This is a genomic window from Saliphagus infecundisoli (assembly GCF_020177375.1).
GTDB classification, from domain to species: Archaea; Halobacteriota; Halobacteria; order Halobacteriales; family Natrialbaceae; genus Saliphagus; species Saliphagus infecundisoli.
Window position 1 is genome coordinate 718,266 of the sequence record NZ_JAIWHV010000001.1, and the last position, 22,564, is coordinate 740,829.

The 22,564-nt window shown below is 68.9% G+C and carries 25 protein-coding genes; 15 read left to right on the top strand and 10 right to left on the bottom strand.

Translation table 11 applies throughout. The features are described from left to right. The first annotated feature begins 3 nt into the window (after positions 1 to 3). The 3 genes from LCF40_RS04055 (at position 4) to LCF40_RS04065 (ending at position 2,064) form a co-directional block, all read left to right on the top strand. Complete coding sequence (locus tag LCF40_RS04055) at positions 4 to 381, top strand: cupin domain-containing protein (RefSeq protein ID WP_114575580.1); 378 nt, start codon at positions 4 to 6, stop codon at positions 379 to 381. Positions 382 to 384: 3 nt separating this feature from the next. Beyond that, entirely contained in the window at positions 385 to 846 is a 462-nt protein-coding gene (locus LCF40_RS04060) for a hypothetical protein (protein WP_224827457.1), read from the top strand. Between the two features lie 66 nt (positions 847 to 912). Continuing rightward, on the top strand, positions 913 to 2,064 hold the full coding sequence (locus LCF40_RS04065; RefSeq protein ID WP_224827458.1) for an acyl-CoA dehydrogenase family protein: 1,152 nt from the start codon (positions 913 to 915) through the stop codon (positions 2,062 to 2,064). 7 nt (positions 2,065 to 2,071) lie between these two features. On the opposite strand, the gene LCF40_RS04070 is transcribed toward LCF40_RS04065, so the two are convergent. The 3 genes from LCF40_RS04070 to LCF40_RS04080 all read right to left on the bottom strand — a co-directional run bounded on the left by LCF40_RS04070 (position 2,072) and on the right by LCF40_RS04080 (position 5,283). After that, positions 2,072 to 2,638 (bottom strand): HalX domain-containing protein, encoded by a 567-nt coding sequence (locus LCF40_RS04070; RefSeq protein WP_224827459.1) that lies wholly within the window; start codon positions 2,636 to 2,638, stop codon positions 2,072 to 2,074. 81 nt (positions 2,639 to 2,719) lie between these two features. Then, positions 2,720 to 4,705: a 3-hydroxyacyl-CoA dehydrogenase/enoyl-CoA hydratase family protein gene (locus LCF40_RS04075; protein WP_224827460.1), complete on the bottom strand. Its 1,986-nt coding sequence runs from the start codon at positions 4,703 to 4,705 to the stop codon at positions 2,720 to 2,722. 95 nt (positions 4,706 to 4,800) lie between these two features. Beyond that, on the bottom strand, positions 4,801 to 5,283 hold the full coding sequence (locus LCF40_RS04080; RefSeq protein ID WP_224827461.1) for a hypothetical protein: 483 nt from the start codon (positions 5,281 to 5,283) through the stop codon (positions 4,801 to 4,803). Positions 5,284 to 5,386: 103 nt separating this feature from the next. Between LCF40_RS04080 and LCF40_RS04085 the strand changes: the two genes are divergently transcribed. The 4 genes from LCF40_RS04085 to LCF40_RS04100 all read left to right on the top strand — a co-directional run bounded on the left by LCF40_RS04085 (position 5,387) and on the right by LCF40_RS04100 (position 9,095). Then, positions 5,387 to 6,523, top strand: a complete 1,137-nt coding sequence (locus LCF40_RS04085) for an MFS transporter (protein ID WP_224827462.1) — start codon at positions 5,387 to 5,389, stop codon at positions 6,521 to 6,523. Between the two features lie 128 nt (positions 6,524 to 6,651). Beyond that, entirely contained in the window at positions 6,652 to 7,272 is a 621-nt protein-coding gene (locus LCF40_RS04090; protein WP_224827463.1) for a DUF998 domain-containing protein, read from the top strand. Positions 7,273 to 7,369: 97 nt separating this feature from the next. Next, positions 7,370 to 7,648: a UPF0058 family protein gene (locus LCF40_RS04095; protein ID WP_114575562.1), complete on the top strand. Its 279-nt coding sequence runs from the start codon at positions 7,370 to 7,372 to the stop codon at positions 7,646 to 7,648. A gap of 13 nt (positions 7,649 to 7,661) precedes the next feature. Then, positions 7,662 to 9,095 carry a DUF7527 domain-containing protein gene (locus tag LCF40_RS04100; RefSeq protein WP_224827464.1) on the top strand — a complete coding sequence of 478 codons (1,434 nt, stop codon included), beginning with the start codon at positions 7,662 to 7,664 and terminating at the stop codon, positions 9,093 to 9,095. Here LCF40_RS04100 and LCF40_RS04105 read toward each other — a convergent pair. Next, positions 9,092 to 9,397 (bottom strand): hypothetical protein, encoded by a 306-nt coding sequence (locus LCF40_RS04105; RefSeq protein ID WP_114575560.1) that lies wholly within the window; start codon positions 9,395 to 9,397, stop codon positions 9,092 to 9,094. The two genes, LCF40_RS04100 and LCF40_RS04105, sit on opposite strands and share 4 nt — an antisense overlap. A 168-nt stretch (positions 9,398 to 9,565) precedes the next feature. Between LCF40_RS04105 and LCF40_RS04110 the strand changes: the two genes are divergently transcribed. The 3 genes from LCF40_RS04110 to LCF40_RS04120 are packed head-to-tail and all read left to right on the top strand — an operon-like array spanning position 9,566 to position 11,833. Beyond that, entirely contained in the window at positions 9,566 to 10,948 is a 1,383-nt protein-coding gene (locus tag LCF40_RS04110; RefSeq protein WP_224827465.1) for an adenylosuccinate synthase, read from the top strand. A gap of 45 nt (positions 10,949 to 10,993) precedes the next feature. Continuing rightward, the gene (locus tag LCF40_RS04115; RefSeq protein ID WP_224827466.1) at positions 10,994 to 11,188 is read left to right on the top strand and encodes a methytransferase partner Trm112; all 195 of its coding nucleotides are present in this window, start codon (positions 10,994 to 10,996) and stop codon (positions 11,186 to 11,188) included. 12 nt (positions 11,189 to 11,200) lie between these two features. Then, positions 11,201 to 11,833 carry a DUF7524 family protein gene (locus LCF40_RS04120; protein WP_224827467.1) on the top strand — a complete coding sequence of 211 codons (633 nt, stop codon included), beginning with the start codon at positions 11,201 to 11,203 and terminating at the stop codon, positions 11,831 to 11,833. Between the two features lie 10 nt (positions 11,834 to 11,843). Here the strand turns inward: LCF40_RS04120 and LCF40_RS04125 are convergent, their stop codons facing one another. The 3 genes from LCF40_RS04125 to LCF40_RS04135 form a co-directional block, all read right to left on the bottom strand. Further along, entirely contained in the window at positions 11,844 to 12,977 is a 1,134-nt protein-coding gene (locus LCF40_RS04125) for a DR2241 family protein (protein ID WP_224827468.1), read from the bottom strand. A 3-nt stretch (positions 12,978 to 12,980) separates the two neighbouring features. Then, complete coding sequence (locus LCF40_RS04130) at positions 12,981 to 13,877, bottom strand: CbiX/SirB N-terminal domain-containing protein (RefSeq protein WP_224827469.1); 897 nt, start codon at positions 13,875 to 13,877, stop codon at positions 12,981 to 12,983. A 116-nt stretch (positions 13,878 to 13,993) separates the two neighbouring features. After that, positions 13,994 to 15,997, bottom strand: coding sequence for a cation:proton antiporter (locus LCF40_RS04135; RefSeq protein ID WP_224827470.1), 2,004 nt, complete (start codon positions 15,995 to 15,997; stop codon positions 13,994 to 13,996). Between the two features lie 160 nt (positions 15,998 to 16,157). On the opposite strand from LCF40_RS04135, the gene LCF40_RS04140 reads away from it, so the two are divergent. Further along, positions 16,158 to 17,021: a 16S ribosomal RNA methyltransferase A gene (locus LCF40_RS04140; RefSeq protein WP_224827471.1), complete on the top strand. Its 864-nt coding sequence runs from the start codon at positions 16,158 to 16,160 to the stop codon at positions 17,019 to 17,021. Then, entirely contained in the window at positions 17,022 to 17,597 is a 576-nt protein-coding gene (locus LCF40_RS04145) for a HemK2/MTQ2 family protein methyltransferase (protein ID WP_114575552.1), read from the top strand. On the opposite strand, the gene LCF40_RS04150 is transcribed toward LCF40_RS04145, so the two are convergent. After that, on the bottom strand, positions 17,598 to 18,395 hold the full coding sequence (locus LCF40_RS04150) for a beta clamp domain-containing protein (protein WP_224827472.1): 798 nt from the start codon (positions 18,393 to 18,395) through the stop codon (positions 17,598 to 17,600). 258 nt (positions 18,396 to 18,653) lie between these two features. On the opposite strand from LCF40_RS04150, the gene LCF40_RS04155 reads away from it, so the two are divergent. Then, positions 18,654 to 19,211 carry a DUF8102 family protein gene (locus tag LCF40_RS04155; protein WP_224827473.1) on the top strand — a complete coding sequence of 186 codons (558 nt, stop codon included), beginning with the start codon at positions 18,654 to 18,656 and terminating at the stop codon, positions 19,209 to 19,211. A gap of 143 nt (positions 19,212 to 19,354) precedes the next feature. After that, positions 19,355 to 19,552 carry a hypothetical protein gene (locus LCF40_RS04160; protein WP_224827474.1) on the top strand — a complete coding sequence of 66 codons (198 nt, stop codon included), beginning with the start codon at positions 19,355 to 19,357 and terminating at the stop codon, positions 19,550 to 19,552. A gap of 40 nt (positions 19,553 to 19,592) precedes the next feature. Here LCF40_RS04160 and LCF40_RS04165 read toward each other — a convergent pair whose 3' ends face one another. Next, the gene (locus LCF40_RS04165) at positions 19,593 to 20,849 is read right to left on the bottom strand and encodes a methionine adenosyltransferase (protein ID WP_224827579.1); all 1,257 of its coding nucleotides are present in this window, start codon (positions 20,847 to 20,849) and stop codon (positions 19,593 to 19,595) included. 145 nt (positions 20,850 to 20,994) lie between these two features. Here LCF40_RS04165 and LCF40_RS04170 point away from each other — a divergent pair, with 145 nt between their 5' ends. Continuing rightward, positions 20,995 to 21,963 carry a phosphotransferase family protein gene (locus LCF40_RS04170; protein ID WP_224827475.1) on the top strand — a complete coding sequence of 323 codons (969 nt, stop codon included), beginning with the start codon at positions 20,995 to 20,997 and terminating at the stop codon, positions 21,961 to 21,963. Positions 21,964 to 21,984: 21 nt separating this feature from the next. On the opposite strand, the gene cyaB is transcribed toward LCF40_RS04170, so the two are convergent. Continuing rightward, the gene (cyaB, locus tag LCF40_RS04175; RefSeq protein WP_114575546.1) at positions 21,985 to 22,521 is read right to left on the bottom strand and encodes a class IV adenylate cyclase; all 537 of its coding nucleotides are present in this window, start codon (positions 22,519 to 22,521) and stop codon (positions 21,985 to 21,987) included. Between the last annotated feature and the right edge of the window lie 43 nt (positions 22,522 to 22,564).

Genomic DNA, 22,564 nt, shown 5'->3' on the forward strand with positions numbered 1-22,564 from the left:
ATCATGTCGTACACGAAGGTCAACTACGAGGAGGTCGACCAGGTCTCGAACGCGATGCACTTCCTGCGAGACCCTTTGCAGACCGAGCGCGTCGGCGTCACCGTCGCCCGGTGTGATCCGGGCTGGAAGAGCCGGCCCCACGACCACGCCGACAACGACCACGAGGAGGTCTACGTCCTGATCGAGGGACGGGCGACGATCGACGTCGACGGCGAGGACGTCGCGATGGAAACCGGCGACGCACTCCGCATTCCACCAGAGTCGACCCGCCAGATCAGAAATGGGAACGAAGAGAGCGCGTTCGTCCTCGTCAGCGCCCCGAACTTCTCGGGGGACGACGACGAGGACGACGACTGGCTGCTGTCGGGCTTTGCCGGCTGATCCGTGTACTCCGTCCACCACGCGATCGTCTCCCTGGTCGTCGGACTGGCGGCCGTCCTCGTGCTCCCTCCGGTCTCCCTTTTCGGCGCCGCCGTCCCGCCCGCGGTCCTCGTTCTCTACGCGGTCGCCGCAGGCGTCCTGATCGACCTCGATCACTTCCTCATCGCGCGGCTCCGGACCGGGGGATGGGACGCCCTCGAGACCTGCCTCGCCAGCCCCCGGATCGCCCTCTCCGATCAGGGGGAGATCTTCGCTCCCGGCGACGTCGGCGTCCTCTCGCGGCTCCTCTCTCACCACCTGATCGGCGGACTCGCCGTCGCCGCCCTCGTGCTCGCGAGCCGACCGCTGGCGGTCCTGACGGCGGTCGTCCTCTACGCCCACGTCGTCTCCGATCTCGTCTGGGACGTCCGGGGGGCCGCTACCGACGACCGGCCGCCGGCCGAACGCCTGCAAACGTTCCGGTAGTTTCCCCGCGTTGAATCGTCGGTGGGTTCCCTGAGCTATATCGGTGCCGCGGACGACAGGGGGGACATGGAGCTTCTCGAACCGGATCCGGTCCCCGAACGCGCCCGCGACGTCAAGGAAACTGCCCGGGAGTTCGCCGACGAACACATCGCGCCGAACGCAGAGGAGTACTACCGATCGGGGGAGTACCCCCACGAGATACTCGAGGCGGGCCAGGAGGCCGGTCTGGTCGCCCAGGACGTTCCCGAGGAGTGGGGCGGCAAGGGGTACGACCTCGCGCAGACGCTCGCGATCGCAGAGGAGTTCTATCGGGCCGACGCCGGCATCGCGCTCACCCTCCAACTCGCGAGTTTCGGCTGTGAGATGACCTACGAGTACGGTAGCGACGAGCAGTGCGAGGAGTACGTCCGCCCCGTCGCCGAGGGCGACCAGATCTCCGGGCTCGCGGTCTCCGAACCCGAGACGGGAAGCGACCTCGCGGGGATGGACACCCGCGCCGAAAAGGAGGGCGACGAGTACGTCCTGAACGGCGAGAAGTACTGGATCGGCAACGGCGTCGAGGCCGACTGGGTCACGGTCTACGCCCGGACGGGCGACGACGAGACCAACCGGTACGGCAACCACTCGATGTTCATCGTCCCGACCGACACCGAGGGCTACGAGGCCGAACACATCCCCGAGAAGATCGCGATGCGGGCCTCCAAACAGGCCCACATCACCTTCGAGGACTGCCGGATCCCCGAGGAGAACCTGATCGGGACCGAAGGTGCGGGCTTCTGGATGCTCGCGGAGTTCTTCAACCACGGCCGGGTCATCGTCGGCGGCCACGGCATCGGCCTCGCGGCGGCGGCCATCGAATCCACCTGGGAGTTCGTCCACGACCGCGAGGGCTTTGGCCGGAACATCAACGAGTTTCAGGCGGTCCAGCACGGCCTCGCCGACATGCTCAGACGGTTCGAGGCCGCCCGCTCGCTCTCCTGGCGGGCCTGCGAGAAGGTCGAGGAGGGTACCCAGGCGGGCTACTGGGCGGCGCTGACCAAGACGGAGGCGACGGAGGCCGCCGTCGATATCTCCGAACGGGGGATGCAGTTCCACGGCGGCCGGTCGATCCTCGCCGAACGCCGGATCTCGCGGGTGTTCCGAGACGCCCGGATCCCCGTCATCTACGAGGGGGCAAACGAGATCCAGCGCAACCTGATCTACCGGCAGGCGCCCTGAGATCCGCTCAATTCTCCGGATCGAGGTCCCGAAAGGCACCCGCAAAGCCGTCCTCGGAGAGCCCCGTCACGGTCGTATCGACCCGTTCGCGGAGCTCCTCGACGCGCTCGCACAGGCGTCGGTACTCGGCGTGGTCGGCGAGCTCCCGTTCGGTCTTCTCGGATTCGAGCAGGGCCTTCTTCGAGACCAGCGCGTAGTACTCGCCGATCTCCGACTCGTACTCGGTGCGGGCCGCGATCGACTCGAGCATCTCGAGCAACTCGTCTTTCGAGACCGGCTTGACGAGGTAGTCGTCGAACCCCATCTCGATGATGTCGAAGTCGGGGTCGACCGCGGTCACCATCACGACCCGGCAGTCGTACCCCTCCTCGCGGATCGTCGCCAGGACTTCGTCCCCGGAGAGTCCGGGCATCCGGCGGTCGAGCAGGACGATCTCGACCGTGTCGTCGATCGCCTCGAGGGCTGCCTCGCCGTCGTTGGCCGTTCGTGCCGGGTACTCCGGCTCGAGCCAGGTCGCAAAGAGGTCAGCCAGGCGGGCCTCGTCGTCCACGACGAGCACGGTGGGCTCGCTCACCGCGACCACTTCCCCGGCCTCCCGGCGACTCCAGTCACGCCTCCTGAATGGTGACAACGGCTGATAAATCCCGCGACTCGGTTATTTGCCCTCGAACTCCGGCTCGCCGTCGCCCATGAACGCGGTGATCCCCTCCATCAGGTCGTCGGTCCCCATCAGGTGGCCAAAGGCCGTCGCCTCCAGTTCGAGGCCCGCCTCCATGTCGTCCCGGCCGGCACGCATCGCCCGCTTCGTAAAGCGGTGGGCGATCGGCGGGCCCGCGGCGATCTCCTCTGCGAGGTCGAGCGTGCGTTCCTCCAGGGAGTCGTTGTCGGTGACCTCGTTGACGAAGCCGTAGTCGGCCATCGTCTCGGGGTCGTAGCGTTCGGCGGTCAGAACGATCTCCTTGGCGCGGCCCTCGCCGACGATCCGCGGGAGCCGCTGGGTTCCCCCCCAGCCGGGGATCAGTCCCAAATTGAGCTCGGGCTGGCCGAGTTCGGAGCGCTCGCTCGCGACGCGCATGTCCGCACACGCGGCGAGCTCCATCCCGCCGCCCAGACAGTAGCCGTCGATGCCGGCGACGACCGGGAGGTCACATTCCTCCAGCGAGCCGAACGTCTCCTGGCCCTGCCGGGAGAGCTCGATCCCCTCGATGGGATCACCGCCGCCGGCGGCCATGCTCTGGACGTCGGCGCCCGCCGAGAACGCCCGGTCGCCAGCGCCGGTGAGCGCGATCGCGCGAACGTCGTCGTCCCCGTCGAGCGCCTCGACCGCGCCGGCGAGTTCCTCGAGCAGGTCCGAGCTGATCGTGTTCATCCGGTGGGGACGGTCGATGGCGACGTGGGCGACCTTCTCGCGGGGGTACTCGACCCGGATCGCCTCGTAGTCGGGCTCGTCGCCACCGTCGTCGTTCCCGTCGTCGGCGCCGTAGAAGCCGCCGTCGTCGGCGAACCCACCGAGGGCCTCGGAGGGGGCGTGTCGGGCTGCCCCGGTCTCCTCGTGGGCGTCCTCGAGCGCGGAGAGCAGATCGGCGAGGCCGCGCTTATCGGCCATCTTCGCGGGGCCGTCGGGAAAGCCCGCGCCGAGTTGCATCGCCTCGTCGATGGCATCGGGACCGGCCACGTCGCCGTCGATCAACTGGGCGACCTCGTCGGCCATCACGGCGAGCAGGCGGTCGGCGATCCACTCCTCGCCCTCGTCGGTCGGGATCTCGACGCCCTCGCCGTCCTCGTAGTCGTAGACGCCTTTGCCGGTCTTCTTCCCGAGGTCGCCCGCCTCGACCTTCTCGACGGTCAGCGGACACGGCTCGTAGGCGTCGCCCAGGGTCTCGTGCATGTACTCCTGGACGTGGAGGCCGACGTCGAGGCCGACCTGGTCGGTGAGTTCGAACAGCCCCATCGGCAGCCCCATGTCGAACTTCGCCGTCGAGTCGATCTCGGCGACGGTGGCCTCCTCGCCGTGGACCATCCAGGCCGCCTCGTTCATCAGCGGGACGAGCACGCGGTTGACGATGAATCCCGGACTGTCCTTGTGGACCCTGACCGGGGACTTGCCGACGTCCTCGGCGAGGGCCTCGATCAGGTCCAGCGTCCCCTCGTCGGTGTGAGCACCCGAGATGACCTCGACTAAGGGCATCCGGATCGGCGGGTTGAAGAAGTGCATGCCACAGAACCGTTCGGGCCGGTCGGTGACCTCCGAGAGCTCCGTGATCGACAGCGAGGAGGTGTTCGTCGCGAAGACCGCGCGCTCGGGCGCGTACTCCTCGACCTCGCCGTAGACGTCCTTCTTGATCTCCATCTTCTCGGGGACGGCCTCTATGATGACGTCGCTCTCCCCGACGGCCGCTTCCATCTCGACGACCGGCTCCACTCGCTCGAGGGCGGCGTCGGCCTCCTCCTCGGTGAGTTGGTCCTGCTCGACCAACTTCCCGAGCGACCACTCGATGTCGTCGTACCCGTCGGAGACGAGGTCCTCGTTGATATCCCGAATCGCCACGTCGTAGCCCGCGATCGCGACGACCTCCGCGATCCCGTGGCCCATGTTCCCGGCGCCGAGAACTGCGACGCTGTTGACGTCCTCGAGTTCCATACCGTCCGTCCAACCGGAGGCCGTTTCAACGTTTCCCTCCACAGAAGAGTAAACGCTAGTCAAGTTTACTAGCTCGGTCGATCCTCCGGGAAGCGTCAGCCATCGGAGTCCGTGTCGGTGTCCGTGCCATCGGAGTCCGAGTTCGTGTCGCCGTCGTCTCCGTCGGAATCGGTATCCGTGCCGTCGGAATCGGAGTCGCCATCGCCTCCATCGGAATCCGAGTCCGCGTCCGTGCCGTCGGAATCGGCGTCCGAATCCGAACCGGCGTCGCCCACCGCACCTCTCCGTCCGCCACTCGATGCCGGTTCCCTCCCGACATCGCCTCGGGGGGCGGGCGGGTCCCGATCCGGCACTCGCCGATGTCGGCTCGCTTGAGCCTCGGGGTCGTCGGCGCGGATGTAGAGGATCACGGGCGGGGCGATGTAGGCCGCGACCGCGAGGATCGCAAAGAGGGGATCGACGAAGACGAGGATCCCGAAGATCGCCAGGAGAGCGGCGCTTGCGGCGTGGACCGGCCGGTCGGTGTAGCCGAGATAGAACCGCCACAGTCCGTGGAGCCACTGGCTCGCGTCGCCCATTTCCCGAACGGAGGGGCCGGAGCGCCAACGCCCTTTCGCTTGCCACGGCACTGCCGGTCGCCGCTTTCGCGCGCTTTTTGGTCCCGCCCTCGAGAGTGAGGTCGTGAGAGATCGCCGGGCGTGGACCGTCTGTATCTTCTGTTCGGTCGGGGTCCTCGGGGCCTTCCTCCAGCTCCGGGGCGCCCTGCTCCCCAGCTTCGGCGAGAGCTTCGCGGTCTCGGAGGGGGAGCTCGGACTGATCGCCTCGGCGGCCTCGGCGGGCACCCTCGTCTCGGTGTCCGCGGTCGGGACGGCCGTCAGCCGGATCGACGTCGGCCGGATGCTGGTCGTCGCGGGCGTCGGCTTCGTCGCCCTGCTGGTCGCGCTCGCGTTCGCGCCGACGTACGCCGTCCTGCTGGCGGGCTTTGGCGCCGCCGGACTCGCCCAGGGAAGCCTCCACGCCCTCGACCGGCCCCTGTTGAGCCACCTCTACCCCGACCGTCGGGGCCGGATCTACAACCTCCAGGACATGGCGTGGGCCGTCGGGGCGACGCTGGGCCCGCTGCTGGCGACCGCCGCGCTCGTCGTCCGGGGCTGGCGCCTCGCCTTCCTCGTTCTCGCCTGTGCGTTCGTCCCCGTCGTCGCCGCCTTCGGACGACTCGAGGCCCCCGGCTTCGAGACCGAGGAGGCGCTTGCTCCCCGGGAACTCGCCTCCCTCCTCCGCACGCCGACGGTGGGGACGATGGCGCTGTTGCTGGTTCTGTTGAGCCTGGTCGAGGGCGGGATCTTCACCTGGCTTCCCTACTACGTCGGGGAGTCGCTCCCCCGGAGCGTCGCGAACCTCTCGCTGTCGCTGTACCTCGCGGCGTACGTTCCCGGCCGGTACGCGTTCAGCCGGGCCACGGAGCGGGTCGACGAGATCGCGCTGGTGTTCGCGAGCGCCGCGCTCGCGACGGCGGCGCTCGTGGGATTCCTCTCGACGTCGGGATACGCGATGTTGGGCGCGGTCGCCGTCGTCGGCTTCCTCGTCGCGGGGATGTTCCCCACCCTGCTGGCGTGGGCGACCGACCACGTCCCCGAGTACAGCGGCCCGGTCAACGCCGTCGCCTTCGTCGCCAGCGGCGCCGGCTTCGCGGTCTTTCCGGCGGCGATGGGCGGGGTCGCCGGCCGGTACACGATCGGGGCGGCGATGGCGCTGCTCGCCGCCGCCATGGCCGTCTTCGCGCTCGTCGCCGCGGCCGTCGTCCTCCAGGATCGATGACGTCCGCTCGTGACCGTCGGGCGACGGGAGTGACGCCGGGATTCGAGACCGCCGCGAGGGCGGCGAATCGGGAGCGATCGGATCGCCGAGGCCGGGAACTGATAACCCCGCGGCGAGGAGGGGACCCGATGGGATCGTTCTCGTCCCGGCGCGTCGCTGCCGGCTGTGGAATCGCCGCGCCCGTCCTCGTGCTGTCGGCGATCCTGCTCTCGACTGCCCTCGCCGACCCCTTTACCTGGTCGGGCCACGCCCTCTCGGATCTCGGTCGACCGGGAACCGCCACCTTCCCCCTGTTCAACGGCGGGCTCGTTCTCGGCGGGGTCGTCGGCGCGCCGTTCGTCGGGCGCCTGTGGGCCGAGGCCTGGACTCCCCTCGAGCGTGCCGGCGTCGTCTGCTACGGCCTCGCGATCGCCGGGATGGCCCTCGTCGGGGTGTTCTTCCTCGAGCACACCGACTGGTACCTCGGGCGGTCGCTGCACGGCCCGGTCGCGCTCGCCTTCTTCGCCGGCGCCCCGGTCGCGAACCTGTTGCTCGGCGCGGGAGCCGTTCGTGCCGGCGAGCGCCGGTGGGGCGCAGTGACTGTCGGGGTCGGGCTGGCACACCTCCTGCTGTGGGGCGGCTGGCTCCTCGCGATCGACGTCGGGCTCCTCGAATCGGGGGCGTGGTTCGGCCTCGTCGAGTTCCTTGCTGCCGTGCTCTTCGGCGGATGGACGGCCGTCGCCGCCGTCCGGTTGCTCGACCGGAGCTAACCGAACTCCGTCGAAACCGGCGGTGTCCGTGCCAGGAACGGGTTTTGGCACTCTCCTGCACACAATCCTTAAACCGAAACCGTCCGTACCCGGACGTATGCACAAGGACGAGTTGCTCGACCTCCACGCCGAACTGGTGGTCATCATGGAGTACTTCAGCGACCGCGAGGAGGTCGACGAGGACCTCTTCGAGCCCTACCGCCGGCTCGACGTCGACCCCTCCCACGTCCACAAATCGAAAAGCGAGCACAAACACGCCGTCTTCGTCCTCGGCAACGCCCTCGCGGGCGCGATGAGCGAGGACGAGTTCTCCTCGGCAGGCCGGCTGGGCAAGCGCATGCAGGAACTCGCCGACGACGCCGAGTCGAAGATCTAGGAACCGAAACCGCATGGACCCCCGCCTCCGCGAACGTATCGACGGCTGGGAGACCCGGTCGCTCACCGGCGCGGTAGGGGACCTCGCGGAAGGGGTATCGGGCGTCGTCCTCGCCGAGGAGGGCCATCTGTTCGTCCACGAGGGCCGGATCGTCGGGAGCGAGGGCGACCCCGAGCGGGTCGTCCGAACGGGCCGGCTCCACGTCGCTCCCGCCCCCGCGCTCGTGCTCGGATACGCGATGACCGAGCGAGAGAGCGAAACCCGACGGAGCTACGACGCCGCGGAGACGCCGCCCGAGGCGCTCCACGACGTGCTCGCGGCCGACGAGCGCACCTGCTACGTCGATCCCGCGGGCGGCCCCGAACCCCGCGACGAGTGGGCGATCGTCTACGAGGACGGGAGCCGGGAGGCAGCCGTCGCCGTCGGGGGCGGCGAGCCCCTCACGGGGGCCGGGGCCGTCGAACACGTCTCGAGGGCCCTCGAGGGCTACGAGGTCGTCGAAGTCTCGCTCGCGCCGGTCGATCCCGCCGACCTCGGGCCGACGGTCGACGGCGACCCGCCCGGAGGCGACCACGACGGCGACGGGGATCGACTCGACCGGCTCGAGGCCCGCCTCGATGCCATCGAGCGCGAGGGCGAGGCGGGGCTGGTCGCGGAAAACCGGGTGCTCAGAGAGACCGTCGACCGCCTCGAGGCCCGGATCGAGGAACTCGAGGCTGGCGGGGGAGGCGAGCGGGCGGCCGGCGACGACGTCGCGCCGGAGGAGGCGATCGCGGGGACGAACCTGTTCGTGCGCTACGCCTCGAAGGGCGAGTCGACGCTGGCCGGCCTCGATTCGGCCGAACCCGAGGCCGTCCGCTCGAACCTCCGCCTGGACCACCACACCGAGTTCGAGGAGGGTGCGAGCGTCGAGGGCCGGCCGTTCGAGGACTTTCTCGAGTCGACCATCGAGTACCGGTTCGTCGACTGGCTCGTCGGGACCCTCCCCTTCGAGATCAGAGACACCGGAAGCGAGGAGGCCCTGGCCGACCTCTCCGAGGCGATCCCGCGGATCGACCGCGCGACGTTCGACGCCACGCTCGACCTCGACGGCGGCGAGTCGGTCGCCTTCGACGTCGTCGCCTTCGACAGACACGGGACCCCCCTGGTGACCGCACGGTGTCACGAGTCGCGCGAGCCCGCGAGCCGGGAGGTCGTCGCCGGCGTGGAGGAAGCGACCTCGCGAGCGACCTCGACGTATCCCGGGATCGCGGCGGCGATGGTCGTCGCCGCGAGCTACTTCGACCCCGACGCACTGGAGGTGGTCGACGGCGTCACCGGCGGCGGGGGGTTCCTGCGACGGAGCCCGAAGCGAAGCTACGTCACGCTCTCGAGAAATCGCGGCTATCACCTCTGTCTGGTCGAGGCCAGACGCGAGGAACTGTATCTCTCGACGCCCGACCTCTAACCCTCGATCTCGGCGACGTCCTCGATCTTCATCCCGTCTAGCTTCTCGCCGATCTCGTCGAGTTTGCCGTCGAGTTCGTCGACGAACTCCTCGGTGCGCTCGGTCTTGATCGCGCCCTGGCTCGAGGGCTCGATCAGGTTCTCCTCCTCTAGGACCCGAAGCGAGTACCGGACTTTGTGGTGGGGATAGCCGGTCTCGTTGGACATCTTCACGATGCCGATGGGCTCGTTCTCGATGACCATCTTCAGGACCTGAAGGTGTCGTTCCAGCATGTCTACTTCCTTCTCGAGTCGATCTATCATGGCATTTGTTAACTTGTCTTTGGGCCCTTTAAAAGTTTCTCTCCGGGATCCGGGACGAGGGGTGAGATCCGAGTTTTCTCGTGGGAGGAGTTAACGCTTCTGGTCGCGGCACCCGGGACCGGGGAGACCGTAATCGGTTTATCGACCGGGGAGAAACCCGGCGCTGTTATGACCGTCACGATCGTCGGGTCCCAACTCGGCGACGAAGGCAAGGGCGGAATCGTCGACGTCCTCGGCGACTCCGCCGACGTCGTCGTCCGGTATCAGGGCGGGGACAACGCCGGCCACACCGTCGTCCACGACGGCGAGGAGTACAAGCTCTCGCTGGTTCCCAGCGGGGCCATCCGGGGCAAGGTGAACGTCCTCGGTAACGGCTGCGTCGTCAACCCCCGAACCCTCTTTTCGGAGATCGACGCCCTCCGCGAGCGGGGCGTCGACCCCGACGTCCGGGTCGCCCGCCGCGCACACGTCATCTTTCCCTACCACCGCCTGCTCGACGGCATCGAGGAGGACCGAAAGAGCGAGGACGACAACGAGGTCGGCACCACCGGCCGCGGGATCGGCCCCACCTACGAGGACAAGGCCGCCCGGCGGGGGCTCAGGATCGCCGATCTGACCGACCCCGACACACTCCGCGAGCGCCTCGCGTACGTCCTCCCCCAGAAGCGCGCGTTAGTCGAGGACGTCTTCGGCCTCGACATCGGGAGTCTCGACGACCCCGACGCGCTCTCGGTCGATGCCCTCCACGAGGAGTATGCCGAGTACGGACGGCGCCTCGCCGAGGAGGGGATGCTCGTCGATAGCGGCGACTTCCTCGCCGACCGCATGGCCGAGGGCGAGGACCTCATGTTCGAGGGCGCACAGGGAACGCTCATCGACATCGACCACGGCAACTACCCCTTCGTCACCTCCTCAAACCCGACTGCCGGCGGCGCCGCCACCGGGTCGGGACTCGGCCCCGGCGTCGTTGGGGACGGCGAGATCGTCGGTGTCGTCAAGGGCTACCTCACGCGCGTCGGCAGCGGCCCGATGCCGACCGAACTCGGCGGCGTCCCCGGCGACACGCCGGGGTACGACGGCGATCCCTCGAATCCCGAGACCGAGAGCGAGGAACTCGCCCACCAGATCAGGGAGGAAGGCGGCGAGTACGGCACCGTCACCGGCCGTCCCCGTCGCGTCGGCTGGCTCGACATGCCGATGTTGCGCCACGCGGCCCGCGCGAGCGGCTTTACCGGTCTCGCGGTCAACCACGTCGACACCCTCGCCGGTCTCGACGAACTGAACGTCGGCCACGCCTACGAGGTCGACGGCGAGGAGCGCCTGACGATGCCCGCGACGACCGAGGAGTGGGGCCGGTGTGAGGCCCAGTACCGGACGTTCGAGGGCTGGCCCGACGTCGACTGGGCGGACGTCGCGACCGAGGGGTACGACGCCCTCCCCGAGAACGCCCGGACGTACCTCGAGTACGTCGCCGACGAACTCGACGCGCCAGTGTACGCCGTCGGCGTCGGCCCCGCCCGCGAGGAGACGGTCGTCGTCGAACGGCCATAGGGCTCTTCCCGAAACCTTTTGCTGAATGCGGATAGCGAAGGTAGTATGAAGGAGTCGCTCCTGGAGATCCTCTGTTGTCCGCTGGACAAACACGACCTCGAGCTCGAGGACGCCGAGTACGAGGAGAACGAGGTCGTCTCCGGTACCCTCATCTGTACGGAGTGTGGCGAACGCTACCCCATAGAGGACGGCATCCCGAACCTGCTCCCGCCGGACATGCGCGAGGGGACGCCGGCCTAACGGGTGAGTACCGTGCCCCCCGAAGAGGTCACCGTCACGGTCAGCCGCAAAGGCCCACAGCCACTGGACGCCCGCCCCTCGAAGCTCGAGGTGCTCGCGGGCGACCGGTTCGGGATCGCCATCGAGAACGAGGGATCGTCGGCCCACGTCCACTGCCGGATCACCGGTGAACTCGGCGACTACCTCTCGATCGACCAGTCGAACCACTACGTCGAGGCCAACTCCGACGCCTACATCTCGCTTCGGGCGCCCGACGTCGACCGGGAGCTGGAGGGAACGCTCGCGATCTCGACGGGGTACGGCGCCACTACCGTCTACGTCGGGCTCGCGGTGACGGCGGCGCCCGAGGAGATCGAGGTCGACGAGACCCTGGGGATCCCCGCGGGCGGCTCCTCGGGGTCGGGCGGCGGCGGACGGTTCGTCCAGCCGACGACCGGCGGGTCGGCGGGCCGAACCCGGAGCCGGAACCGGGCGGCCACGGGGGAGATCGACCGGACGACCCTCGCGGTGACCCTCGTCGGCGTCGTCGCGATCGGGGTCGCCGTCGTGTCCGCGAGCGTCGTCGGCGGCTCGTGGGGATTCCTCGCGGTCCTCGCGGTCGCCGCGGCGGTCGCCGTCGCGGGCTGGCTCGCCTACACCGCCTGATCGCTCCCGGTCACTCGACGAGGTCGCCGAATCCCTCTCCACCCTCGTCGCCGTCGTCTTCTCCGCCGAACCGTTTCGCCCGAAGGTATCGCGCCCGGTAGCGGTTCGCCCCCTCCCCGACGTCCGCCTCGCGGATCTCCTCTGTCCGGCCCTCCGCGACGGCGTCGACGATCTCCTCGATCTGGTTGCGTTCGCCCCTCGTCAACTCGACCTCCCAGGTGTGGCTCTCCTCGGATTCGTCGATCGCCCAGCTCCGCGCGGCGGCGATCACGAGCGAGCAGGGCTCCCGACAGGGGAACGGTCCCTCGCCGCCGGGGGCGTCGATCGGGTCCTCGGAATCGTACTCCCACTCCCGGCGGCGGAGACACTGGGAGTCGACACAGCAGGCTTCGGCCATCCAGTCGACGGCCTCCCGTGGGAGTTCGTCGATCACGTCGTAGATCCCGGTCTGGCGCTCCGCGGTGTCGATCCAGTGATCGACGTCCAGCTCGCCTTCGCGCTCGCGGTGCCAGTTTTCGACCGTGGCGGGGTAGAAAAAGCCGACGGCGGAGACGAGTTCGGTCGCCGACGGCGACGGGAACACCCAACCGGGGACGAGCGTCGGCGCCGTCTTCAGCGGCCGGTAGCGGCCGTCCTCGTCGAAGGTGGTCAGCTCGCGAGCCTCGCGGGGCTCGTCGTACGTGTCGAGGTCCTCGACGGCCGCGCCGGCGTCCTCGACGTGGCGGAGGTCGTACCTTCGGTCTCCGTTCTCAGCAAGGGTCGTCGTGAGCAGGAGCTGACCCCACTCGCGGTCGATACCCTCCGCGAGCGCGTCGTAGCGGTCGGGGACCGCCAGCGGCTCGGGATCGGACTCGCCGGGGGTCGCCTCGCCGGGAACGGGCGCGCGCTCACACCACCGGAGGAACGCCCGGCGGGCGGTGCCCGCGCCGCCAACGCGATCCCAGTAGCGCCAGTTCGTCGCGTACTCGCCGAACGCCGAGAGCGTCCGCCGGAGTTCCTCCGTCGAGAGTCCGGTCCGTTCGAGTTCGGGGAGCTCGAGTCGGTACCCCTCCGGGCCGGCCTCGACCGAGAGCCCGTCGCAGTCGACGGTCTCGCCGCCATCGACGCGCTCGACGAGGGCCTCGACCGCTCGCTCGGCGTTCACGGCTCAGTCACCCGCCTCCGCCCGCGAACCCCGGTCGTCGGCGTCCGCCATCTCGGCGGTCGCCCGTTTCACGCGGTCGATGGCGTTCTCGATGTCCGCACCCGCGTCGGCCGCCCGCTCGAGGATCACCTCGGCCATCAGCGCCTCGGTGCCGACGGCGCCGGCGTACCAGATCCGGTGCTCCTCCACTTCCGCGGGCACCTCCCACCCCTCGCGGTAGTCCTCGGTCAGCCCCATGTCCTCGGGGATGTCCTCCTGGGTGTGGTAGCCGTCGGCGACGAAGAGGGGGACGACGACCACGTCGTCGCTCTCGAAATAGTCGGTGACGTCGTCGACTTCGGGTTCCTCGTCCATGAACAGCGCCTCGACCTCGTCGAACCGTCCCCGATTGCGGATGCGATCTGCGTGGTACTCGACGGCCTTCGCGCTGTTCTCGTTTCGTTCGGTGCCGTGGCCGACGACCGCGAGGCCGACCCCCTTCCCGACGTCGGGGTCGTCGGTCACCGACTCCGCGCGCCGGACGATCACGTCGGTCATCGCGTCGTGGGTCCCGACGGGGCCACAGTAGTGGATCGTCTTCCCCTCCGCCTCGAGGGTCGCCCAGTCGGCGTCCGTCCCCTCGGAGTCCCAGCGGTCGGGGTCCCACTCGGAGAGGCGAAGCTCCCGGGGGATCACCTGCTCGGTGAAGTAGCCCTCGCTGATAAAGAGGGGGACGACGTACACCTCGTCGCTCTCGAGGGTTCGGATCACCTCCCGGAAGTGGGGCTCTTCCTTCCAGAACGCCTCCCGGACCTCGTCGAAGGCACCGGTGTCACGGACGGTGTCGGCGTGGGCGTAGGTCGGCCGAGCGGCGCCGGGATTCAAGTGCGAGCCGTGGGCCGCGATGACGAGCGCCTGCATAGTGAGGGGTTGGGACGGCGGCGGTTTATCGGCTACGGTCATACGATGGGGGAACGCCACTCCCCCTCGAACGTACCGGCGAGTCGCGTTCGAGGGGTCGGCGGTCTCCGACCGTCTCAGCGCAGCTCGAAGAAGCGCCGGTCGTCGCGCTCGCGGCGGGCGGGGTAGACGACCGCGAGGTTGCCCGACCTGGTGGCGATCGTCGCGGGAAGCGCCTCGAGTTCGGAACTCCAGCCGGGCGCGCCCGGTCGCGGCGAGAGGAGGACGGTCGTCCGCTCGCCGTCCTCGCCGAGGGCCTCCGGGAGGTCGTCCCAGCCGACGCGCTCGAAGGCGGCCGGGAGTTCGGGATCGACTCGCTCGAAGGACTCACGGCCCGACTCGCCGCCGACGAGGAGAACCGAGACCGGCGCGTTCGCCGCCGCGGCGATCCGTTTTGCGCTCCGGGCGGCAGCCGGAAAGCCCCACTCCCCCTCGATACCGGCCGGGAGGACGACCGTAACCGCCGCGGTCGCCGCGATCGGCTCGCGGACGCGCGCGACGACCACCTGCCGGTCGCTGCCGGCGAGCAGGCGATCGACCGTCCGCCCGATCGTCCGTCGCCTTCCGGCTCGCCCGTCCCAGCCCACCAGGATCGCCGACGCCCGGTCCTCGACGGCCGCGCGCTCGAGGCCGGCCGGGACGCCGTGATCGACTCGCGTTCGGGTGCCCATCGGGGCGTCCGCGGCCGCGGCGTGGTCGGCGACGTCCTCGAGGGCCTCGCTTGCGGCCTCGACGTTTCGTTCGACCGACCGGCCCGGCGGGACCACCGTGAGCGCCGAGAGCGTGCCACCCGGGTCCCGGAGGGAAAGCGCGAGTTCGACCAGCCCCTCGGCGTGGTCGGCCGACGGCGAGAGCGCGAGCAGGAGCCGGTCGCCGGCCGTGGGGGTGCGATCGCCGGCCGGCCCGCCCTCGCCGGCCATCTCGCGGCCGTACCGGTCGACCACCGTGGGGCTGACGACGCTCATCGCGAGAATCAACAGGACGGTGGCGTTGAGGACGGTGTCGTCGAACAGTTCGATCCGGACGCCGACGAGGACGATCGCGAGCGCCGCGGCGGCCTGGCCGAGCGAGAGCCCGAACATCGTCATCCGCTCGGCCGACGAGTAGCCGAAGGCCGCGCCGGCGATCCAGGCGGCGGCCCACTTGGTCGCGAGGGTCGCGACGATCAGGAACGCCGCAAGCAGGAGCGTCTCGCTGCCGGCGACGAGCACGCGGACGTCGACGAGCATTCCGATCGAGAGCAGGAAGAAGGGGATGAACAGCGCGTTGCCGACGAACTCGATGCGGTTCATCAGCGGCCCGCGGTGGGGGATCTGGCGGTTGATCGCCAGCCCGCCGAGGAAGGCGCCGACGATCGGCTCGATCCCGACGACCTCCGCGAGCAGCGCCGAGCCGAAGACGACCGCGAGCACGAAGAGGTAGTCGCTTGTCCCCTCGCGCCCGCCGCGAGCGAAGAAGGCGCGGCTCAGCCGGGGAACGGCGAGCCAGACGACGGCGAAGAAGCCCGCGACGCCGACCCCCAACCGGAGCCAGAACGCCCACCCCAGGGTCCCGGCGTCGGCCGCGACGACGACCGCCAGCAGAAGGAGCGCGATCGTGTCGGTGACGACGGTGCCACCGATCGTCGCGACGACGCTCTCGCGGTCGGCGAGCCCGAGCCGCGAGGCGACGGGGTAGGCGAGCAGGGTGTGGGAGGCGAAGATCGAGGCGAACAGCGCGGCTCCGGGGAGGCTCATGCCGAAGAGGGCGACGCCCGCGACGGTGCCGACGGCCTGGGGAACCAGAAAGGAGAGCAGGCCGAAGGCGACGCTCCGCGAGCGGCTCTCGACGAACCGGGCGACGTCGATCTCGAGGCCGGCGAGAAAGAGCAAGTAGAGCAGGCCGACCTCGCCGAGCAGGACGACGGTCTCCCCGCGCTCGAGGATCGCGAGCCCGTTGGGGCCGACGACGGCACCGGCGAGGATGATCCCGACGATCCCCGGAAGGCGAGCGTAGTCGAGGACGGCGGGCGCGACCAGGAAGGCGACGATCGCGAGAAAGAAGATCGCGATCGGGTCGCCGACCGGCGTCGCGAGGCTCATCCCTGCGGCCACGCGTTCGCGGTCGTCCCGACGCCCGACTCGATCATACGGGGTGAATCGAAGGGGGGACCCATGAAAGGGACGATCCTCCACGGGGCGCGCCAGCGACGAGCGGGCGCGAGACGGTGCGTTTACAGCCGGCGACCGCCAACCCAGGGCGATGAGCGAGCCACGGCGGGACCCTGACGCCCTCATCGCGCGGGCCGGCGTCCGCGGGAACCCCGATCGCGACCAGCACTTCCTGATCGACGACCGGGTCCTCGATCGGCTTCCGGGCTACCTCGAGTCGGTCCACGGGGCCGAGAACGGACCCCACACGGACCACCTCCTCGAGATCGGCGCCGGCACCGGCGCGCTCACCGATCGTCTGCTCGCCGCCGGAGAGCGGGTGACGGCCGTCGAGCGCGACCCCGGCCTCGCGTCCTTCCTCCGCGAGGAGTTCGCGGCGGAGATCGACGCGGGCCGACTGTCGGTCGTGGAGGGCGACGCTCTCGACGCCGACCTCCCCGAGTTCTCCGCGTCGGTCTCGAACCTCCCCTACGGCGTCTCGAGCGAGATCGCCTTTCGCCTGCTCCCCGAAAAGCGCCCCCTGGTCCTGATGTTCCAGCGCGAGTTCGCCGACCGGATGGTCGCCGAGCCGGGGACCCCGGAGTACGGCCGGCTCTCCGTCTCCGCACAACACTACGCCAACTGCGAGGTCGTCGAAACCGTCCCGAAGGAGGCGTTTTCGCCGCCGCCGGCCGTCGAGAGCGCCGTGGTCAGGACCACCGCCCGAGAACCCGACTACGAGGTCGGCGACGAGGACTTTTTCCTCCGGTTCGTCAAAGCGATCTTCACCCAGCGCCGGAAGACGATCCGGAACGCGATCCGGAACACCGCACACATCTCCGGGCTCGACGACCCCGATGCGGTCGTCGCGGCGGCCGACGAGACCCTCCTCTCGAAACGCGCCGGCGCGCTCGCGCCGACCGACTTCGCCGACCTCGCGGCCCTGGCCGACGACGTCGGGAGGGGAGACGGGTAAATGGGGGACCTCGCCGACCGCCGCGGGCTCGAGACCGACGTCTACGAGCCCGCCGAGGACTCCCGGCTGCTCGCGAGCGTCGCCGTCTCCCGGCTTGCGGACGCACGGCGAGTCCTCGAGGTCGGCACTGGCTCGGGGTACGTCGCCGAGCGGATGGCCGAGGAGACCGGTGCCCGGGTGATCGCCTCGGACGTCAACCCCCATGCCTGTGTGAGCGCGCGCGAGCGGGGTGTCGAGGCCGTTCGGGCGGATCTCGTCTCTCCCTTCGCAGACGGCGCGTTCGACGCCGTCGTCTTCAACCCGCCGTACCTCCCGACGGACCCCGATAACGAGTGGGACGACTGGATGGAGCGGGCGCTCTCGGGGGGTGAGTCGGGCCGGGAGGTGATCGAGGCGTTTCTCGAACGCGTCGGGCGTGTGCTCACCTCCGACGGGCGGGTCCTCCTGCTCGTGAGCAGCCTCGCCGGCGTCTCGGAGGTCGTCGAGCGAGCGGGCGAGGCCGGCTTCAGCGCTGTCGCCCGCGCCGACGAGTCTTACCCCTTCGAGACGCTGACCGTCGTCGAACTCTTTTACTAACTATCCCCTCCGGATCCGGGGACAGACCACCAGCCGGGCCCGACCCGCACCGTCGGCCAGATCGAACGCCAGTTCGAGAGGCTCGTCATCGCCCAGTCGGAGCCGGACCGCCTCGTCGGGGAGCACTCGATGGATGGCCTCCAGATACGACAGCGAGAACGTCGATCTCGACGGTTCGGTCGGGGGCCGCTCGAGCCCCTCGAGATCGGACTCGGGGACGGTCAGGGACATCTCGTCGGTGTCGCCGTCGGCCGCGGCGACGAGCGCGGGGTCGTCCGTGACCCCCAGCGTGAGGTGGTCGGCGAGCGTTCCCGCGGCCCGGATCGCCGAGCCGACCGTCTCGCCCTCCGTGTGGACCGCCGCCCCGTCCATCGAGAACGCTTCGAGGTCGGGCGGCTCCCGGATCGAGTCGGGATCGAGGAGGCCGATGGCGTACTCGAGTCCCTCGGCCGCGAGCCGGAGCCGGCCGTCGGGATCGAGCCACAGCCGGATTGGCCCGCGAGGAGCGACCGAGAGCGCGTCGTCGATCCGGGAGAGATCGATCCCGAGGGTCCGGCCGTCGCTCCGGTAGGTGTCGAAGGCAGCGGGTTCGAGTTCGACGCTCGCCGCGGCGACGGTCGCCGGACCGATCGCCGAGATCCCCAGTCCGTCGGGAGCGAGGCGGAGCCGGCACTCGGAGACGACGCTCCCGACGGCCTCGAGGGTCGTCGAGAGCGTGTCGGCCGAGCAGACGAGTTCGACCGGAGGTTCGTCGTCGTACTGTTCCGTTCGCGTCGGTCGGGTGTCGGTCGTGGTCATGATGGCGGGACCCTCGACCGACGGAGCAACGGCTATCCGTGCGGGGTTCCACCCGACGGTGGGGGCAGCCGCCTCCGCGTTTCGATCGGCCGGGCGATCCTGGCAGGGAAACCGGCCGATCGCGTCTCGGATCCCGGAACGACGTACTCGCCCGGACCGTATAATCGTTATGTCGATATGCTTGGGTGTTCGAGGGGGATAATCCGATATCAGTTATCTATATATGACTCAATCAGATATCGTAACCTGAAACGGGTTATGTCTACCAACGATCGATCTCGCGGGATCCTGACCCCGTCCGACCGCGCGTACCTCCGGGGCGAGTACGAACCGGGGAGCGTCCAGTCCGAGCGGAACACTCGCGAGCGGATCCGTGAGCGGGTCTTCGAGTCGCTCCGGGACTTCGAACTCCTGATCGAACACCTCCCCGAACGCGACCGGGGCCTTGTCTTCGAGAAGCGTCTCGAGGAACTCGACGGTCCCGAGGCGTTCGACGCGCTCGTCGCGGCGATGGCCTTTCTCTATCGGGGCATCGAGGACTCCGACGCCGACGTCGAGGAGGTGCTCCGGGAGGGGGTCGCGCTGGCGGAGGCCGACCGCGACCGTGCGGTCTCGGTCGAGTTCGAGCGAACGTTCCACGCGCTGTCGGGCGAGGAGCTGCTCCGTCGGCTCGAGGACGGCGAGACGCTGTCGCTTTCCGAACTCGCCTACCTCCAGCGAAGCGACGACGTTCCACGAGGAGAGCTGGCCGACGCGCTCGCGAGCGAGAAGCGAGTCGAGGACGGCCGGATCCAGTCGCGGGTGACCGACTTCTAGGGAGTCATGGGCCGTTGTGGATTATTTTCGACCCATTTGGACTGGAATCTCGTGCTTGGTACAGTGCGTGTACGTACCGGTTTACTCCCGTCAGAGCTTCGATTTACAGAACAATTATAATTCCTTCCGTCTGACTGAATAGTATGTCCGCGCTTCGGTCTGCCTTTTTCGATTGGAATCTGAACCGAGTGGTGAGGGTTGCTGTGAGCGTTACTGCAGTCTTCCTCGCAACTCGACTTACTGATGGGTTACTTGTGGGACTTGGAGTAGTAGTCGCACTGGCCATAGTACTCGATGTTCCGTGGTGGCTGTACGACCGATACGCGCAGTCAGACAAGTGATATACTCGCACCTGAAGTGAGCAAATTCTGCAGTCGACTTCTAGAACGTCGAGAGCTCGCCGTCGATCACGCGGCGGGTGATCGAGGTGACGTCGGCGAGCTGGTCGTTCACGATCGCCTCGATCTCGCCGCGTACGTCCTCGACCGTGACGCCTTCCTCGGTGACGACGTGGACGTCGGCGACGTGGGGCTCGTCGATCGGCCGGCCGATCTGGCTGAGGAGCCGAACCCGGAGGTCGCGGATACCCGAGACGTCGGCGACGACCGCCTCCGCGATCTCGGTGCTCAGAAGGTTGTAGATCTTCCCGATGTGGTTGACCGGGTTCTTCCCGCTCGTGGCCTCCATGCTCATCGACCGGTTGGGCGTGATGAGGCCGTTTGCACGGTTCCCGCGGCCGACCGAACCGTCGTCGCCCTGTTCGGCGGACGTGCCGGTGACGGTGAGATAGATCGAACCCTCGTCGTAGTCGTCGGCGGTGTTGACGTAGACCGAGACCTCCCGATCCGTGTACTCGCCCGCCAACTCCTCGACTTCCGCGCGGACGGATTCGACGGCCTCGCGATAGTCGTCCATGTCGGCGACGTGTTCGTCCACCATCGCCGCCGCGACGGTGACGTCGATCGCATCCTCCTCGCGTTTGCCCATGATCTTCACGTCCGAGCCGATCTCGGGGTTCTCCTCGGCGTAGGCGCCGTTGAGATGGCGTTCGGCCTCGAGGACGATCCGTTCGGTCTCCGAGAGGGGAGCGTGGCCGACGCCGAAGCTCGTGTCGTTGGCCATCGGCGCCGTCACCTCCTCTCGCGGGCTCTGCCCGCTCGAACTGTCCGAGGAGCCTGCCTCTTCGCTGTCCTCACCGAAGACGTCCTGGAGGTCGCCGCTGCCCGCGCCGAGTTTGACGTCGACGATGATGTCCGTCCCGAACTCGAGTTGGGGGATCGTCTCGGCAAGGTACTCCCGGGCGGCCTCGAGAGCGATTCGCTCGGTCGGGATCGTCGTCCCCTCGTATCGTTTCGTCGCCCGGCCGACGATCAGCAGGTAGATCGGATCGACGACCTCGCCGCCGCCGAAGGCGGGTTCGGCCTCGCCGGCGACGAGTTGGGTCTCGTCGGTGTTGAAGTGGAGTACGTGGCCCACTCGGTCTAAATACGCCTGGGCGAGCGCGCTCGCGACGCTCTCGGCGATCCCGTCACAGATCGAGTCGGGGTGTCCCAGCCCCTTTCGCTCGACGATCTCTACCTCCTGATCCTCGACTGCGCGTCGATCGATCGCCTCGACGCGGACGTTCCGTTCGGTCATTGTCTCGCCTTCGCCGCCGGCCGTTCTATAACTTGCGAAGATGATTTCGACGTGGATTATAACTGTGGGACAGTCGCGGACGCCTCCCGTCACCACGCCCCACACGTGGGGAACGCTCATTGGCGACGATCTCCGTCGTCGGTCCATGGACGACCGCGTCGCGGCGGCTCTCGAGAACACCTTTCCCGACCGGACGGTCGAGACGGTCGCCTCGACGGGCCCCTCCTGGAACGACGCGAACCGGACGGTCGGCGTCGAGTTCGCCGACGGCGAGAGGATCTATCTGAAACTCGCCATCGACGGGGACGGGACCCGAATCACCCGCGAGCGGGCCGTGATCGCGTTCGTCTCGGCGACCGATGCGGTGGCGGTACCGCGCGTGGTGGCGAGCGACGTCGATCGTGAGACTCCGTACCTCGTGACGGAACCCGTCCCCGGCCGATCGCTCGAGAAGCGGTGGATGGAGGCGAATCCGGCGGAACGGGCGGCGCTCGCTCGAGCGGTCGGACGGGCGCTGGCGCGCCTTCACCGGGTCCGGTTCGACGACCACGGTCACGTGACCGGCAGCGGTCCCGAGGGACTCGATGTCGAAACCGGACCGTGGACGACGGTCCTCGTCGAACGGATCGAGGCGATGCGATCGCTCGTACCCGCCGACCGCTTCGATCGCCACTTCGACCGGGTGATCGAGGCCGTCGAGGCCGACCGGGACCTGCTGGAGGGGGCGCCCGCCACCCTGGTTCACGGCGACCCGGCTCGCCCGAACTGTTTTTGCGACGAGCGGGGCGTCGGCTTCCTCGACTGGGAGATCGCCCACGTCGGCGACCCGGCGAGGGAACTCCACCGCGCCTGCGACCAGCAGATCGCCCCGCTCCGCGGGTGCGGCCCCGACAGGCTCGTCGAGGCGCTCCACGAGGGGTACCGGGCCGAGGCCGGCGGGCTCCCGTCGGGGTACGAGCGACGCCGTCCGATCTACGATGCCGTTCGCTTTCTGGGGGTCTCCGGATTCTTCGAGAAATACGTAGCGTACCGCGAGGAGCCGGCCGACGAACTCGCGGCGTGGGTCGAAGGCGAGATGGATCGCCGGCTCGCTCGGCTCTCCGACGGGTCGTGATGCTACGATCACCGCCCGACCTCACTCCTCGAGCAACAGTTCCAGATAGGAGGTTCGGATCTGATCGTCGGCGTCGAGCCCGAGTTCGTCGAGGACCGCGACTGCGCCCTCGCGGGCGGGTTCGATCTCGCCTTCCTCGGCCTCGGTCTCGACCTCGACGAACTCGCCGACGCCCTCGACGCGATCCAGAGTGACGGTGTACTCGCGGACCCTGACTCGCTCGCGCTCCTTTCGCACGGTGGCGGCCGGCTCGAACCCGAGGGAGGTGAGGATCGCGTCGACTGCCTCGCCGCTCTCGATCGCGGTCTCGATCTCCGTGCGGGTCTTCGACTCCGTCTCGACGAGGGGGCCCTTGTAGGTCAGCCGGCTCTCGTCGCCGCCGTCGGCGGACTCCCGGCGCACCCGGAGGGCCTCGTCGGTCTCGGGAAAGGATCGGTGTGGGGCGTCGTAGTAGGTGTCCTCCTGGACGACCCGCCCGCGGAAGGCGGCGTCGCGCTCCTCGAGACGGGCCCGGACGGCCTCGAGGTGGGCGGGAACCTTCAGTTCGACCTCGTACATACGGGGGAGTCCGACGGCGAGGGGAAGAATCGGTCGGTTACCG

What these genes read in the sequence shown, in the direction of transcription:
- LCF40_RS04075 (WP_224827460.1), bottom strand. Translation starts at nt 4,705, where the DNA reads ATGGAACTCGAGGACGTCAACAGCGTCGCAGTTCTCGGCGCCGGGAAC.
- cyaB (WP_114575546.1), bottom strand. Translation starts at nt 22,521, where the DNA reads ATGTACGAGGTCGAACTGAAGGTTCCCGCCCACCTCGAGGCCGTCCGG.
- LCF40_RS04165 (WP_224827579.1), bottom strand. Translation starts at nt 20,849, where the DNA reads ATGACCGAACGGAACGTCCGCGTCGAGGCGATCGATCGACGCGCAGTC.
- LCF40_RS04160 (WP_224827474.1), top strand. Translation starts at nt 19,355, where the DNA reads ATGTCCGCGCTTCGGTCTGCCTTTTTCGATTGGAATCTGAACCGAGTG.
- LCF40_RS04110 (WP_224827465.1), top strand. Translation starts at nt 9,566, where the DNA reads ATGACCGTCACGATCGTCGGGTCCCAACTCGGCGACGAAGGCAAGGGC.
- LCF40_RS04170 (WP_224827475.1), top strand. Translation starts at nt 20,995, where the DNA reads ATGGACGACCGCGTCGCGGCGGCTCTCGAGAACACCTTTCCCGACCGG.
- LCF40_RS04065 (WP_224827458.1), top strand. Translation starts at nt 913, where the DNA reads ATGGAGCTTCTCGAACCGGATCCGGTCCCCGAACGCGCCCGCGACGTC.
- LCF40_RS04115 (WP_224827466.1), top strand. Translation starts at nt 10,994, where the DNA reads ATGAAGGAGTCGCTCCTGGAGATCCTCTGTTGTCCGCTGGACAAACAC.
- LCF40_RS04145 (WP_114575552.1), top strand. Translation starts at nt 17,022, where the DNA reads ATGGGGGACCTCGCCGACCGCCGCGGGCTCGAGACCGACGTCTACGAG.
- LCF40_RS04135 (WP_224827470.1), bottom strand. Translation starts at nt 15,997, where the DNA reads ATGAGCCTCGCGACGCCGGTCGGCGACCCGATCGCGATCTTCTTTCTC.
- LCF40_RS04155 (WP_224827473.1), top strand. Translation starts at nt 18,654, where the DNA reads ATGTCTACCAACGATCGATCTCGCGGGATCCTGACCCCGTCCGACCGC.
- LCF40_RS04130 (WP_224827469.1), bottom strand. Translation starts at nt 13,877, where the DNA reads ATGCAGGCGCTCGTCATCGCGGCCCACGGCTCGCACTTGAATCCCGGC.
- LCF40_RS04090 (WP_224827463.1), top strand. Translation starts at nt 6,652, where the DNA reads ATGGGATCGTTCTCGTCCCGGCGCGTCGCTGCCGGCTGTGGAATCGCC.
- LCF40_RS04140 (WP_224827471.1), top strand. Translation starts at nt 16,158, where the DNA reads ATGAGCGAGCCACGGCGGGACCCTGACGCCCTCATCGCGCGGGCCGGC.
- LCF40_RS04095 (WP_114575562.1), top strand. Translation starts at nt 7,370, where the DNA reads ATGCACAAGGACGAGTTGCTCGACCTCCACGCCGAACTGGTGGTCATC.
- LCF40_RS04100 (WP_224827464.1), top strand. Translation starts at nt 7,662, where the DNA reads ATGGACCCCCGCCTCCGCGAACGTATCGACGGCTGGGAGACCCGGTCG.
- LCF40_RS04055 (WP_114575580.1), top strand. Translation starts at nt 4, where the DNA reads ATGTCGTACACGAAGGTCAACTACGAGGAGGTCGACCAGGTCTCGAAC.
- LCF40_RS04150 (WP_224827472.1), bottom strand. Translation starts at nt 18,395, where the DNA reads ATGACCACGACCGACACCCGACCGACGCGAACGGAACAGTACGACGAC.
- LCF40_RS04105 (WP_114575560.1), bottom strand. Translation starts at nt 9,397, where the DNA reads ATGATAGATCGACTCGAGAAGGAAGTAGACATGCTGGAACGACACCTT.
- LCF40_RS04080 (WP_224827461.1), bottom strand. Translation starts at nt 5,283, where the DNA reads ATGGGCGACGCGAGCCAGTGGCTCCACGGACTGTGGCGGTTCTATCTC.